16 protein-coding genes and 1 other RNA gene are annotated in these 13,318 nt (G+C 52.2%); 9 read left to right on the top strand and 8 right to left on the bottom strand.

Annotated features, from left to right (window positions below):
- Positions 1 to 100: 100 nt before the first annotated feature.
- The 4 genes from E2F51_RS12630 (at position 101) to ykgO (ending at position 5,017) form a co-directional block, all read left to right on the top strand.
- The gene (locus E2F51_RS12630) at positions 101 to 1,285 is read left to right on the top strand and encodes an efflux RND transporter periplasmic adaptor subunit (RefSeq protein ID WP_134823604.1); all 1,185 of its coding nucleotides are present in this window, start codon (positions 101 to 103) and stop codon (positions 1,283 to 1,285) included.
- 17 nt (positions 1,286 to 1,302) lie between these two features.
- Positions 1,303 to 4,455, top strand: a complete 3,153-nt coding sequence (locus E2F51_RS12625; RefSeq protein ID WP_134823603.1) for an efflux RND transporter permease subunit — start codon at positions 1,303 to 1,305, stop codon at positions 4,453 to 4,455.
- Positions 4,456 to 4,603: 148 nt separating this feature from the next.
- The gene (locus E2F51_RS12620) at positions 4,604 to 4,867 is read left to right on the top strand and encodes a type B 50S ribosomal protein L31 (RefSeq protein WP_053141865.1); all 264 of its coding nucleotides are present in this window, start codon (positions 4,604 to 4,606) and stop codon (positions 4,865 to 4,867) included.
- Between the two features lie 9 nt (positions 4,868 to 4,876).
- Entirely contained in the window at positions 4,877 to 5,017 is a 141-nt protein-coding gene (gene ykgO / locus E2F51_RS12615) for a type B 50S ribosomal protein L36 (RefSeq protein WP_013201062.1), read from the top strand.
- Positions 5,018 to 5,109: 92 nt separating this feature from the next.
- Here the strand turns inward: ykgO and E2F51_RS12610 are convergent, their stop codons facing one another.
- From E2F51_RS12610 to E2F51_RS24195, 4 genes are read right to left on the bottom strand one after another with little or no spacing between them, the layout of a single operon-like run.
- Positions 5,110 to 5,988, bottom strand: coding sequence for a metal ABC transporter substrate-binding protein (locus tag E2F51_RS12610; protein WP_134823602.1), 879 nt, complete (start codon positions 5,986 to 5,988; stop codon positions 5,110 to 5,112).
- The gene (locus tag E2F51_RS12605) at positions 5,985 to 6,854 is read right to left on the bottom strand and encodes a metal ABC transporter permease (RefSeq protein ID WP_371732184.1); all 870 of its coding nucleotides are present in this window, start codon (positions 6,852 to 6,854) and stop codon (positions 5,985 to 5,987) included. Before E2F51_RS12605 ends, E2F51_RS12610 begins: the two co-directional genes overlap by 4 nt.
- Complete coding sequence (locus E2F51_RS12600) at positions 6,854 to 7,540, bottom strand: metal ABC transporter ATP-binding protein (RefSeq protein WP_053141862.1); 687 nt, start codon at positions 7,538 to 7,540, stop codon at positions 6,854 to 6,856. Before E2F51_RS12600 ends, E2F51_RS12605 begins: the two co-directional genes overlap by 1 nt.
- The gene (locus tag E2F51_RS24195) at positions 7,540 to 7,665 is read right to left on the bottom strand and encodes a hypothetical protein (RefSeq protein WP_256372204.1); all 126 of its coding nucleotides are present in this window, start codon (positions 7,663 to 7,665) and stop codon (positions 7,540 to 7,542) included. The genes E2F51_RS12600 and E2F51_RS24195 overlap by 1 nt, the downstream gene beginning before the upstream one ends.
- 290 nt (positions 7,666 to 7,955) lie before the next feature.
- Between E2F51_RS24195 and E2F51_RS12595 the strand changes: the two genes are divergently transcribed.
- From E2F51_RS12595 to E2F51_RS12585, 3 genes are all read left to right on the top strand, one after another.
- Positions 7,956 to 8,309 (top strand): hypothetical protein, encoded by a 354-nt coding sequence (locus E2F51_RS12595; protein ID WP_134823601.1) that lies wholly within the window; start codon positions 7,956 to 7,958, stop codon positions 8,307 to 8,309.
- 144 nt (positions 8,310 to 8,453) lie between these two features.
- Positions 8,454 to 8,834, top strand: coding sequence for an Hha toxicity modulator TomB (gene tomB / locus E2F51_RS12590; protein WP_013201058.1), 381 nt, complete (start codon positions 8,454 to 8,456; stop codon positions 8,832 to 8,834).
- A gap of 29 nt (positions 8,835 to 8,863) precedes the next feature.
- Entirely contained in the window at positions 8,864 to 9,082 is a 219-nt protein-coding gene (locus tag E2F51_RS12585; RefSeq protein WP_013201057.1) for an HHA domain-containing protein, read from the top strand.
- 58 nt (positions 9,083 to 9,140) lie between these two features.
- Here E2F51_RS12585 and ffs read toward each other — a convergent pair.
- Positions 9,141 to 9,237, bottom strand: an RNA gene (gene ffs, locus E2F51_RS12580) — signal recognition particle sRNA small type.
- Positions 9,238 to 9,473: 236 nt separating this feature from the next.
- Between ffs and E2F51_RS12575 the strand changes: the two genes are divergently transcribed.
- The gene (locus E2F51_RS12575; RefSeq protein WP_013201056.1) at positions 9,474 to 9,785 is read left to right on the top strand and encodes an MGMT family protein; all 312 of its coding nucleotides are present in this window, start codon (positions 9,474 to 9,476) and stop codon (positions 9,783 to 9,785) included.
- A gap of 24 nt (positions 9,786 to 9,809) precedes the next feature.
- Here the strand turns inward: E2F51_RS12575 and E2F51_RS12570 are convergent, their stop codons facing one another.
- Positions 9,810 to 10,367 carry a YbaY family lipoprotein gene (locus E2F51_RS12570; RefSeq protein ID WP_134823600.1) on the bottom strand — a complete coding sequence of 186 codons (558 nt, stop codon included), beginning with the start codon at positions 10,365 to 10,367 and terminating at the stop codon, positions 9,810 to 9,812.
- Between the two features lie 221 nt (positions 10,368 to 10,588).
- Between E2F51_RS12570 and tesB the strand changes: the two genes are divergently transcribed.
- Positions 10,589 to 11,455, top strand: coding sequence for an acyl-CoA thioesterase II (gene tesB / locus E2F51_RS12565; protein ID WP_013201054.1), 867 nt, complete (start codon positions 10,589 to 10,591; stop codon positions 11,453 to 11,455).
- A gap of 88 nt (positions 11,456 to 11,543) precedes the next feature.
- Here the strand turns inward: tesB and amtB are convergent, their stop codons facing one another.
- Together amtB and glnK are read right to left on the bottom strand one after the other, a co-directional pair.
- Positions 11,544 to 12,848, bottom strand: coding sequence for an ammonium transporter AmtB (gene amtB, locus E2F51_RS12560; protein WP_013201053.1), 1,305 nt, complete (start codon positions 12,846 to 12,848; stop codon positions 11,544 to 11,546).
- A 20-nt stretch (positions 12,849 to 12,868) separates the two neighbouring features.
- Positions 12,869 to 13,207 (bottom strand): P-II family nitrogen regulator, encoded by a 339-nt coding sequence (gene glnK, locus E2F51_RS12555; protein ID WP_007886947.1) that lies wholly within the window; start codon positions 13,205 to 13,207, stop codon positions 12,869 to 12,871.
- Between the last annotated feature and the right edge of the window lie 111 nt (positions 13,208 to 13,318).

The following is a 13,318-nucleotide window of genomic DNA, read 5'->3' as shown; positions in this document are numbered from 1 at the left end:
GAATGTATGTAACATACCACGACCATAATTTAAACGCAGCAATGGGTTTATGGGTTTGTGATCCATTGAACAATCGAAATCGGATACTCGAGGTTTATTTATGAACAAAAACAGAGGGTTAACGCCTCTGGCGGCCGTTCTGATGCTTTCAGGCAGCATTATGCTGACAGGATGTGATAACAAAGAAGCGCAGCAGGCCGGACAGCAAAAACCACCCGAAGTGGGTGTTGTAACGCTTAAAAACGCGCCATTGCAGATCACCACCGACCTTCCAGGTCGCACCTCATCATTCCGTATTGCAGAAGTTCGCCCACAGGTTTCGGGCATTATTTTGAAACGTAATTTCGTGGAAGGGAGCGACATTAAGGCAGGACAATCTCTTTACCAGATCGATCCCGCAACCTATCAGGCGGCGTATGACAGTGCCAAAGGCGATTTAGCGCAGGCTGTGGCCAACGCGCAAATTGCTGCGGTGACCGTTAAACGTTATCAGCCGCTGGTGGGTACCAAGTATATCAGTCAGCAGGATTACGACACGGCGAAAGCCACCGAAAGTCAGACGGCAGCTGCCGTTCAGGCTGCGAAAGCCAACGTTGAAACCGCGCGTATTAATCTGGCCTACACCAAAGTGACCTCCCCTATCAGTGGTCGCATTGGGAAATCTTCCGTCACGGAAGGTGCACTGGTTCAGAGCGCGCAAACCACCGCACTGGCTACCGTGCAACAGCTTGATCCTATCTATGTAGACGTCACACAGTCGAGTGAAGACTTTATGCGCCTGCGTGATGAACTGAACTCCGGCAAGCTGCAGCAGGCTAACGGCAAGGCTCAGGTCAAACTTCTTCTGCAAAATGGTAGCGAATACGCTCAGGGCGGAACATTAGAATTCTCTGATGTCACCGTTGATGAGACAACGGGCTCCATCACGCTGCGTGCCGTGTTCCCTAACCCGGACCACTCACTGCTGCCAGGAATGTTTGTTCGTGCCCGTCTGGAAGAGGGAACCAACCCAAGCGCGCTGTTAGTGCCTCAGCAGGCGGTTACTCGTACGCCAACGGGCCAGGCATCGGCGATGGTGATTGGTGCAGATAATAAAGTAGAAGTCCGCACTCTGACGGCTGAGCAGGCTATCGGCGATAAATGGCTGGTGACCAGTGGTCTGAAAGAAGGCGATAAGGTGATTACCGTTGGATTGCAGAGAGCCAAACCTGGCGCTCAGGTTACTCCACAGGAAGTCACTGCAGATGAAGCCAAACAGGCTGGATCTGAACAACCTAAGTCTTAAACAGGAGCCGCTGATACATGGCTAAGTTCTTTATCGATCGCCCCATTTTTGCGTGGGTAATCGCCATCATCATCATGCTGATGGGCGTGCTGTCGATTCTAAAACTGCCGATTGAGCAATATCCTAATGTTGCTCCGCCGGCCGTTCAGATTCGCGCTGTTTACCCTGGTGCCGATGCGAAAACACTGCAGGACTCCGTCACGCAGGTTATTGAACAAAACATGAATGGTATCGATGGCCTGATGTACATGTCATCGAACAGTGATTCTTCCGGTACGTTGCAGTTAACTCTGACCTTCCAGTCAGGGACCGACCCGGATATCGCGCAGGTTCAGGTGCAGAACAAACTGCAGCTGGCGACACCATTACTGCCACAAGAAGTGCAGCAGCAGGGGATCCAGGTTCAGAAATCCTCCAGCAGCTTCCTGATGGTGGCCGGTTTTGTGAGTAAAGATGGCAGCATGAATCAGAATGATATTTCTGACTATGTGGCCTCTAACATCAAGGATCCAATCAGTCGTACGCTGGGTGTCGGCGATACGCAGATCTTCGGTGCGCAGTATGCGATGCGTATCTGGATGGATCCGCACAAGCTGAATAACTATCAGCTGACCCCGGTAGATGTGATTAGCGCCATTGACTCACAGAACTCCCAGGTCGCTGCAGGTCAGCTCGGCGGCTCTCCACCGGTGCCAGGCCAGCAGCTGAACGCCTCGATCATTGCTCAGACCCGTCTGACCTCGACCGATGAGTTCGGCAAGATCCTGCTGAAAGTGAATGCGGATGGTTCGCGTGTTCTGCTGAAAGATGTGGCACGCATTGAGCTCGGCGGTGAAAACTACGAGATCATTGCGCGCTATAACGGCAAGCCTGCGTCCGGTATCGGTATCAAACTGGCGACCGGCGCTAACGCCCTGGACACCGCGGCAGCCGTTAAGGATGAGCTGAAAAAGCTGGAACCGTTCTTCCCGTCAGGGATGGAAACCGTCTATCCGTACGACACCACGCCGTTTGTTAAAATCTCCATCATTGAAGTGGTGAAAACCCTGATTGAGGCGATTGTGCTGGTGTTTATCGTGATGTATCTGTTCCTGCAGAACTTCCGTGCCACGCTGATCCCGACTATCGCCGTTCCGGTGGTTCTGTTGGGAACTTTCGCCATTATTAGTGCTTTCGGTTATTCGATAAACACCCTAACGATGTTCGGGATGGTGTTGGCGATAGGCCTGTTGGTAGATGATGCCATCGTCGTGGTCGAGAACGTCGAACGCGTGATGGTTGAAGAGGGCCTACCGCCGAAAGAAGCCACCAAGAAGTCAATGGAGCAGATCCAGGGTGCCCTGGTGGGTATCGCGCTGGTGCTGTCTGCGGTATTTATCCCGATGGCCTTCTTTGGCGGCTCGACCGGGGTTATCTACCGTCAGTTCTCGATCACTATCGTCTCGGCAATGGTGCTGTCGGTAATTGTTGCCCTGGTGCTGACGCCAGCGCTGTGCGCAACGATGCTGAAGCCGGTTAAGAAAGGCGACCACGGTAAAACCACCGGATTCTTCGGCTGGTTCAACCGTATGTTCGATAAGAGTACCAACCACTATACCAACAGCGTGGGTCATATCATCCGTAGCACAGGTCGCTATCTGGTGATTTACCTGCTGATCGTGGTGGGCATGGCGTACCTGTTCATTCAGCTTCCGACCTCCTTCCTGCCGGAAGAAGACCAGGGCCTGCTGTTGGCACAGGCACAGTTACCTGCGGGCGCGACTCAGGAACGTACTGAGAAAGTTCTCGACCAGGTGACTGACTACTTCCTGACCAAGGAAAAAGACAACGTTAAATCCGTCTTTACCGTTAACGGCTTTGGTTTTGCGGGACGTGGTCAGAACACCGGTATCGCCTTCGTCAGCCTTAAACCGTGGGACGAGCGTTCAGGTGCAGCGAACAAAGTTGACGGGATTGCCGGACGTGCCATGAAGGCGTTCAGCGAAATCAAAGATGCCATGGTTATTCCGTTTAACCTGCCGGCGATTATCGAATTGGGTAACGCCACCGGCTTCGACTTTGAACTGATTGACCAGGGTAACCTGGGTCACGATGCGCTGACTCAGGCCCGTAATCAGCTGTTGGGCATGGTTGCCAAGCATCCTGATGTGTTGGTTGGCGTGCGCCCGAACGGACTGGAAGATACACCACAGTACAAGCTGATGATTGATCAGGAGAAAGCAGAAGCCCTCGGCGTCTCAATCTCTGACATCAACACCACGCTGGGTGCATCGTGGGGCGGATCTTACGTCAACGACTTCATCGACCGCGGTCGTGTGAAGAAAGTGTACGTAATGGGTGAAGCGGATTCCCGTATGTTACCGGACGACATCAACAAATGGTTCGTCCGTAACTCTAGTGGAACCATGGTGCCGTTCTCTGCCTTCGCATCTGCCAAATGGCAGTATGGTTCGCCACGACTGGAACGCTACAACGGTCTGCCTTCAATGGAGATCCTGGGGCAACCGGCACCGGGCAAGAGTTCGGGTGAAGCGATGGGCCTGATGGAGCAAATCGCTTCTCAGCTCCCTTCAGGGATTGGCTACGACTGGACGGGAATGTCGTATCAGGAACGTTTGTCTGGTAACCAGGCACCGGCTCTGTACGCCATCTCGTTGATTGTGGTCTTCCTCTGTCTGGCGGCCTTGTACGAGAGCTGGTCGATTCCATTCTCGGTGATGCTGGTGGTCCCGCTTGGGGTTATTGGGGCACTGATCTTTACCACCGTTCGCGGACTCAGTAATGACGTCTACTTCGTGGTAGGCCTGCTGACAACCATTGGGCTGTCGGCGAAGAATGCGATATTAATCGTAGAATTCGCCAAGGATCTGATGGAGAAGGAAGGCAAAGGCCTGGTCGAATCGACGCTTGAAGCCGTTCGTATGCGTCTGCGTCCAATCCTGATGACCTCGCTGGCCTTTATCCTCGGCGTATTGCCACTGACGATCAGTACCGGTGCAGGTTCCGGTGCGCAGAATGCGGTGGGTACCGGGGTAATGGGCGGCATGGTGACCGCAACGCTGTTCGCTATCTTCTTCGTGCCGGTCTTCTTTGTGGTGGTTCGCCGCCGCTTCGGCAAGAACAAAGAAGATCTGGAACAGGGTCATCCTGTAGAGCACAACCCGCACTAATCAGCATTTGATTGCTGTACTGAGAGGCCGCTAATGCGGCCTCTTTTTTTTGCCCTTCTCCCCTGCCTCTCTTTTCCAGTTGCAATCCGCTCAGCGCACGCGCATAATTATTGTTATGTTATAACATTACTTATTTGAGTGAGGATTTATGAAACAGGGTATTCATCCGGCTTACCGCACCGTGGCGTTCCACGATACCAGCGCAGACACCTACTTCGTGGTCGGTTCAACCATCAAAACCGATCGCACAATCGAGCTGGAGGGCAAAGTGCTGCCTTACGTCCCGCTGGACGTCTCTTCAGCGTCTCATGCTTATTACACCGGTAAGCAGAAAGACTTTGCCAAAGAAGGCAGCGCGCATCGCTTTAATCAGCGCTTTGGTCGCTTCTTTACTTCATCTTCAGATAAATAAGGCGTCATCATGCAGGTATTAAGCTCGCTGGCGTCGGCCAAGAAACGCCATAAGGACTGCAAAGTTGTCCGCCGTCATGGTCGTGTCTACGTTATCTGTAAAAGTAACCCGCGCTTTAAAGCGGTTCAGGGTGGCAAGAAAAAGCGCTGATCTGTTCAGCACTGAAAAAGCGGGCCGCAATCATTGTGGCCCGCTTTTTTTATCGCTGAAACGGACGGCCAGCATGCTGACCGTCTGCATCACTATTTCATACTGGCAACCATCGCGTTGACGTTATGCTTAAAAGCAGCGACATAGGTATCTGCCGCGCCACCTTTTTTAGTCAGCGCTTCCGGATAAAGTTCACCACCCGACTGCGCACCGGAGGCAGAAGCAATCTGCTTCACCAGACGGGGATCTGTCTGGTTCTCGATAAAGTAGCTGTGAATATGCTCGGTTTTAAGCTGGGTGATCAGTTTTGCCACGTCTGATGCACTGGCTTCAGACTCGGTAGAGAAGCCCACCGGTGACAGGAAACTGACGCCATAACGCTGACCAAAATAGCCAAATGCATCATGGCTGGTCAGCACTTTGCGTTTAGCCTGCGGGATTGCCGCAAAGCTTTTCGCCGCCCAACTGTCCAGTTTGGTTAACTGGGCAATATAGGCCGATCCCTGCTGACGGAAATAGGCCGCATCCTCTGGATCGGCGGCTATCAACGCGTTCATCACATTGTTGGCGTACACCACGCCATTCTTCATGCTGTTCCAGGCATGCGGATCGGTAATGGTTTTACCGTCTTCTTCCATTGAGCGGGTCTCAATCCCCTCAGAGGAGACGATCACCTTACCTTTATATTCCGACGCGCTAATCAGGCGATCCATCCACCCTTCCAGCCCGAGGCCACTGACGAAAACCACATCTGCTTTTGCCAGCGCCTGGCTGTCCTGAGGCGTCGGTTCAAAGCTGTGCGGGTCGCCATCCGGCCCGACCAGACTTTTCACCTTAACGTGTTCGCCACCCACTTCTTTCACGATGTCTGCCAGAACCGAGAAACTGGCAACGGTGTTGACCGTTTTAGCCATCACCATTGGGGTGAGTAAAATCCCCGCCACTGCCAGCGCTACAGGTAACTTCTTCATACTTTCTCCTTACCAACTGAAAACGGGCGCTGACGGAAAATTCCGCCGCACGGCCCCACTAAAATAGAGATAAAAAACAGGATCGCGGCACTTAACACCACCGCCGGACCGGCAGGCAGTGACAGGTAAAAGGAGGCAATGAGCCCGCTGAAGCTGGCTATCAGCGCGAGGATCATCGCTGCCACCATCATGCCAGGCAGTCCTTTGCCCCAGAAACGGGCCGCGGCTGCCGGTAGCATCATCAGGCCGACGCACATCAGGGTGCCCAACACCTGGAAACCCGCCACCAGATTGGTGACGACCAGCATCAGAAACAGACTGTGGACCAGCGGCGCCGTCCAGCGGTTCTGCGCGCGCAGAAAACCAGGGTCAAAGGCGTCGATTACCAGCGGGCGGTAAATCAGCGCCAGCACTAATAAAGAAACAGCCGAAATGACGCAGACCAGCAGGATTGAGGGGTTATCTACCGCTAACAGCGATCCGAACAGCACATGCAACAGCTCCACGCTGGAGCCGCGTAAGGAGACCAACGTCACCCCCAGCGCCAGCGAGCCAAGATAAAAGCCGGCAAAGCTGGCATCTTCTTTTAGCGGCGTATAGCGGCTGACCGCGCCAGACAACAGGGCAACAGAAAGGCCGGCAATCACGCCTCCGGTTCCCATCGCCACCAGAGACAAGCCCGATATCAGATAGCCAATCGCTGCGCCCGGTAAGACGGCGTGTGACAGTGCGTCGCCCACCAGGCTCATTCTGCGGAGTAGCAAAAAGACGCCTAAAGGCGTGGCGCTGAGGGAAAGTGCAATGCAGGCCACCAGGGCACGGCGCATAAAGCCGAATTCAATAAAAGGATGGAACATCGCCAGCATCATGAAGCTCCCAGGCTGCGGTTAAAATTCAGCTGGGTAACGGCGGAGCCGGAACCGGACCATTCAGCGTGGCTGCTTTTAAGCCGCAGCGTTTGCGGGAAGTATTTTTCAACGGTGGCCATATCGTGCAGCACGACAATCAGCGTACAGCCAGCCTGATGCCGTTCCTGCAGCAGCTGCAATAACAGCGCGGTAGTCTGGCTGTCGACGCCAGCGAAAGGCTCATCCAGCATCAGCAGGTCCGCATCCTGCACCAGCAGACGGGCAAACAGCACGCGCTGCAACTGCCCACCCGATAAGGTACCGGGTTGGGCGGTGGCAAACTGCAGCATTCCTACCCGGTCCAGCGCGGTCATCACCTGATTGCGCATCGTGCGGTTAATCGCGCCGAACCAGCCACACTTTTGCCAGCAGCCCATTGCCACCAAATCAAATACGTGGATTGGAAAGGTCTTCTCGATTTCTGATTGCTGTGGCATCCAGGCGAGACTTGTCCGCGGCGCGGGCAAGCTTAACGATCCACTTACCGGACGCAACAGGCCGGCCAGGGTTTTCAGCAGCGTGGACTTGCCAGAGCCATTGGCCCCCACCAGCGCGGTCATCGATCCGCGAGCAAATTCTCCTTGCAGAGCCGGCGTGACTGCGCGCCCCTGATAACCTACCGTCAGTTGATTAAGGGTAATCATCAGGCAACAGCCCAAAAAGTTAACGCAGCCAGTAACACGACCACCGCAGCAGACAACAGCAGGCGCACCAGCGCTGAGTGGGTAAGTAAGGTGCCGTAGCGAAGAAATACAGGAAGAGAAGACATCGATTGCGACCATCATTATGTTATAACATAACAATATCATACAATCTCTGGCTCTGGCCGGTTCAGACAAAGTGTATCTAATTATTACTTAAATAATGCCTTCCATTACTCAGGGTTATATAAACTTTTTTCAACTTCTTTAGTTTTACTGTCGCGGGACATGGCATTATCTACTAAGATAATTAAGAGCCAAATCATTAAGATAGTTTAGAAGACACTAAAGGCACTTGCTTATTTTCACAGGCAGACCAATTATCTCTATAAGCGCTAATTAACACTGTGGGGGAAAAATGCGCAAATCTATTCCCTTTTCTTACTCAGGCAATGAAGACGATCTGTTAACGTTATCAGATAACCTTCAACGGATTATTCCCAAAATAGAAGTAGAGTTAACGGGTTCGCTGTTATGGTATTCACAGAATGCGCAATATGTTCCCGAAAGTATGAAAATTATTTCTATAGAATATTCAGGTGAATCGCGTTATAAGATGACTTACAGCTTCCGCTGGAACGTATTCAACGCCTGTCTCGATATAGATGCAGACCAGACCACAACTGAAACAGTCAATTTTGAATGGCAATCAGGCCTGCTGACCTTTGATTTCATCGATAATCAACAGACCAGTACCGCTGACGAATTGTAATATTGCGTAATAGCATTACAAATACAGCTTTATTACGTTATCTTTATTAATAGATTTCGGTTAACGTTAATTATCGCTCCTGGCATACCAATCGCTGAAAGCCCGCGCTGACGGCATCTTTCACTCGCTATGGAGGGGAAAAAGATGGACGAATACTCACCAAAAAGGCATGATATCGCCCAGCTGAAATTTGTGTGTGAAAATTTGTACGATGAAAGCCTGGCGACGTTAGGCGATAGTCATCACGGCTGGGTTAACGATCCTACTGCTGCAGTCAATTTACAGCTCAATGATCTGATTGAGCATATTGCTGCCTTCACCATGAATTACAAAATTAAACATCTCGAAGATAGTGACCTGATTAGTCAGATTGATGAATATCTCGATGATACGTTTATGCTCTTTAGTAATTACGGCATTAATGTTCAGGATTTGCAGCGCTGGCAAAAATCAGCAAAACGCTTGTTTAACATTTTCGCCGAGGAATGCGCTCTCGTGCCCGTACAGACGAGCCATTCATTTTAGCAACCCATTATTTTTTCTACGGTTTAACAATGACAGATAAACTTCTTACTAAAACTGATTATCTGATGCGTTTAAGACGGTGTCGGTCAATCGACACCCTCGAGCGCGTAATCGAAAAAAACAAATACGAATTATCCGATAATGAACTGGCTGTGTTTTATTCTGCGGCTGATCATCGTCTGGCCGAACTGACGATGAATAAACTCTACGATAAAATCCCGGTAGCAGTTTGGAAGTTCGTTCGATAAGTTTGAGTTTGATGGCAGGATGGACTGGCTGGCATACGAGGGCAGAATTGGGTGGGGGCCCTGCCAGCTACATCCCGGCACACGCGTCATCTGCTACGGCTGCTTCCTTCCGGATCTGACCGAGTTCACAAATTAGCATTGCGGGAGAACCAACCGGGCCCCCATTGAGTGCTCCATCAGATGGAGCGAGGGCATTATCAATGAAGCCCCAGGCAATTGCAAGCCTGCTCCTGATGACCGTTGCTTTCTTGTTCAACTCCGTTAAAAAATTCCTATCTGATTGTTTTCAAAGCCGATACGGGTTAAGCCGTAGGCTCTCTTATAACATCATGAAATCGCTTCAGATGTTCCGCACTTTCGATTACTGTTGACGTCGACAGAGGGAGAACAGATGGAACACTTTGACAGCTTTCAACAACGCATCTACCAAATCCTTGCCGCTATTCCCTATGGCAAAGTCACCACCTACGGTGATATTGCACGGCTGGCAGGCTCGCCGCGTGCCGCGCGTCAGGTCGGCGGCGTATTAAAGCGCCTTCCCGAGGGCAGCAAACTTCCCTGGCATCGGGTGATTAACCGGTTGGGTGAAATCTCGCTGACTGGGGATGATCTGGATCGACAGCGTTATGCATTACTGGAAGAAGGGATTGAGGTCAGTGCGGAAGGAAAAATCGCGTTGAAGCAGTACCGTTGGGAAGGATAACCGCCCCAGAAGGGGCGGCTGTAACTACATTGAACTTGGGGCTGGAACGGACGACGAAGGATTGACCTGCGTCGGCGACGTTGATGGCACGGTAGTGGCAGCACCCGGTAGCGTTGGCATCGCCATTGATGGCACCGGCACTAATAACAACTCCTGCTTGTTGCCACCATTGTTGATCACCGGTTTGACACTGTCGGTGATGAACATCATTTTGCCGTCAACCGTAATGGCCGCACTCAACAGAATGCGCGCATTAGGCTGAATCTCTGAAGGGTTGTACGGCAGAATAAAGTTGAACGGTGCCTGTTTGCCATCGGTTCTCACCACGCGCTGGGAGATGACCTTAGAAGGTGCATCTGCCATGGAGGCATCCGATAACGTCACGGTCAGCACGGCGTCAGGCGGCAGCGCCACTTTCTGACGAATGTAGATAGAACCACTGACATTAGGCTGACGCAGCGTCGCCTGCTCGCCGGCGACCTGTGAAGCCAGCGTTGCCGTCGGCACATCTTTTCCTTTATCGGCACATCCTGAGAGTGCCACCGCCAGTGCGGCGCCAGTTAACATTGGCCAGACTTTCATTGATGTAATCTCCTTAAGATCAATGGTGAAATTGAGGTCTCAGTTAGCCTGTAAACAGTGAATCACTGTTCCGTTAGCTTTAATTCTGGCACAACTTACTGATTTCTGCCTGGAAGCGCACCCTTCTCTCTTCTTCTTAAAAGATAATTGCCCTGCCCCGTTGACGGTAACTGGTCGGATCTCGCAAACTATCCTCCAGTCGTTTACTGAGGATCCACGCTATGAGCCAGGCCCTGCAAAATCTGTTAAACCTGTTGGATTTGGAAAAGCTTGAAGAGGGCCTTTTTCGTGGCCAGAGTGAGGATCTGGGATTACGCCAGGTCTTTGGTGGCCAGGTTGTCGGCCAGGCGCTGTATGCCGCCAAACAGACCGTTCCGGCAGACCGCATCATTCACTCTTTCCACAGCTATTTTTTACGCCCGGGCGATAGCCAGAAGGCGATTATTTATGATGTGGAAACGCTGCGTGACGGGCAGAGTTTCAGCGCCAGAAGGGTGAAAGCCGTTCAGAACGGACAGCCTATTTTCTATATGACCGCCTCATTCCAGGGGCCAGAAAGCGGCTTTGAGCATCAAAAATCGATGCCTGAGGTGCCGGGTCCTGATAACCTGCCCAGCGAAGCCGACTATGCAAAGCAGCTTGCCAGCTATATCCCCGAGAAAGCGCGTGACAAGTTTCTCTCCGAGAAGCCTTTTGAAATCCGGCCGGTTAAGTTTCATAACCCGCTTAAAGGCCACGTGGATGAACCGACCCGTCACGTCTGGCTGCGGGCAAACGGCGTGATGCCTGAAGACCGGCGCATCCATCAGTATCTATTGGGGTATGCTTCCGACTTCAACTTCCTGCCGGTAGCACTGCAACCGCACGGTAAAGGATTCCTCGAACCGGGTATGCAGGTCGCTACCATCGATCACTCAATGTGGTTCCACCGTCCGTTCGATCTCAATCAATGGCTGCTGTACAGCGTGGAGAGCACCTCTGCGTCGAGTGCGCGTGGTTTTGTTCGTGGTGAGTTTTACACTCAGGACGGTACGCTGGTCGCGTCTACGGTTCAGGAAGGCGTGATGCGGGTGCGCGAAGTGAAATAACGTCACCTGAAGAGCGGAAAAACGAACGGCTCCCGAAAGAGCCGTTTTTTTATTCTACTTTTAGCGCACTGCTTTTCTTGATACGGGCTTACTGGTTGTAAGCATTCTCGCCATGGCTGTTGACGTCCAGACCTTCGCGTTCCTGATCTTCCGGAACACGCAGACCCACAATCATGTCAGCAATTTTGAAGGCCACGAAGGCGACCACACCGGTCCAGACGATGGTCACACCGACGCTGAAGATCTGGATCCAGACCTGATGGCCCATGGTCACGCCAGGTGCATAGCCTACGCCACCCAGTGAAGAAGAGGCGAAGACGCCGGTCAGGATACAGCCTACGATGCCGCAGACGCCGTGAACGCCGAACACGTCACATGGGTCATCCACACGCAGCCATTTCTTCAGGATGGTAACACCCCACAGACCTGCCAGACCGCCGACGATGCCGATAATCAGCGCACCACCCACACCAACATAACCACAGGCAGGAGTAATCGCGACCAGACCGGCAATCACACCAGAGCAGACGCCCAGCAGTGAAGGTTTGCCACGCAGAGCCCACTCACCGAAGGTCCAGCTCAGCATCGCGCCAGCTGTTGCCATAACGGTGTTCAGGAACGCCAGACCGGCAATTTCGTTAGCTGCACTGGCTGAGCCAGCGTTGAAGCCAAACCAGCCCACATACAGAATCGCCGTACCCATAAAGACCATTGGCAGATTGTGAGGCTTAAAGGCTTCTTTGCCGAAACCAGCACGTTTACCCACCAGGTAAGCACCCACCAGACCAGCAACTGCGGCGTTAATGTGCACAACGGTACCGCCTGCGAAGTCGAGCGCACCGTCCTGGGCCAGCAAACCGCCTGACCAGACCATGTGTGCAATAGGCAGATACGAGAAGGTCAGCCAGATAGCAACGAAGATCAGTACCGCTGAGAAGCGAACGCGCTCAGCAATCGATCCAACAATCAGGCCCACGGTGATACAGGCGAACGAAGCCTGGAAGGAGACGTGGATATATTGGTAGAAGGTGCCTACCAGTGAGGTCAGCTGGATGTTTTTCAACATCGCCATGCTGAAGCCACCGAAGAAGGCGTTACCTTCACTGAAGGCCAGTGAATAACCGTAAAGCATCCACAATACGCACACCATCGCGAAGGTCACAGAGACCTGAGTCATCATGGAAAGCACGTTTTTAGCGCGGAGCAGACCGCCGTAAAACAGGGCAATACCCGGCAACGTCATGAACAGCACCAGCGCGGTGCAGATCATCATAAAGGCGTTGTCAGCTTTATCAGCCACTGCCGGTGCTGCAGCCATCGCAAGCGACGGTAACAGAGCCAGACTGGCGAGGCCGAACAGAGCAATTTTTTTATTCATTTTATCCCATCCCATCAACATTCTTAGCCCCGAGATTACAGTGCTGCTTCGTCAGTTTCGCCAGTGCGAATACGGATAACTCGCTGCAGTTCCGCAACAAAAATCTTACCGTCACCGATTTTGCCGGTGTAGGCAGCCTTGCTGATCACATCAACCACTTCATCCAGCTGGTCGTCTGCAATCGCAATGTCTATTTTTACTTTTGGCAGGAAGTTCACGCTGTATTCTGCACCGCGATAAAGTTCTGCATGCCCTTTCTGGCGACCAAAGCCTTTCACTTCGGTCACGGTCAGCCCTTGAATACCGATAGAGGAAAGTGCTTCACGCACGTCTTCCAACTTAAACGGTTTAATTACCACGGTAACCAGCTTCATATGATCCCCCTCCAGATATTGAATACGGTTGTTTCGCCCAACACGGATTGATTAAAGCAAAGGCTGTGCCATAAATTAAAAATTGGCATTTTTCAGACGATTAGTCAGTCT

Source organism: Erwinia sp. QL-Z3, from assembly GCF_004551645.1.
In the GTDB taxonomy this organism is placed as follows: Bacteria; Pseudomonadota; Gammaproteobacteria; order Enterobacterales; family Enterobacteriaceae; genus Erwinia; species Erwinia billingiae.
The sequence above is the reverse complement of the archived record's forward strand: the minus strand, read 5'-3'. Positions and strand labels throughout refer to the sequence as shown.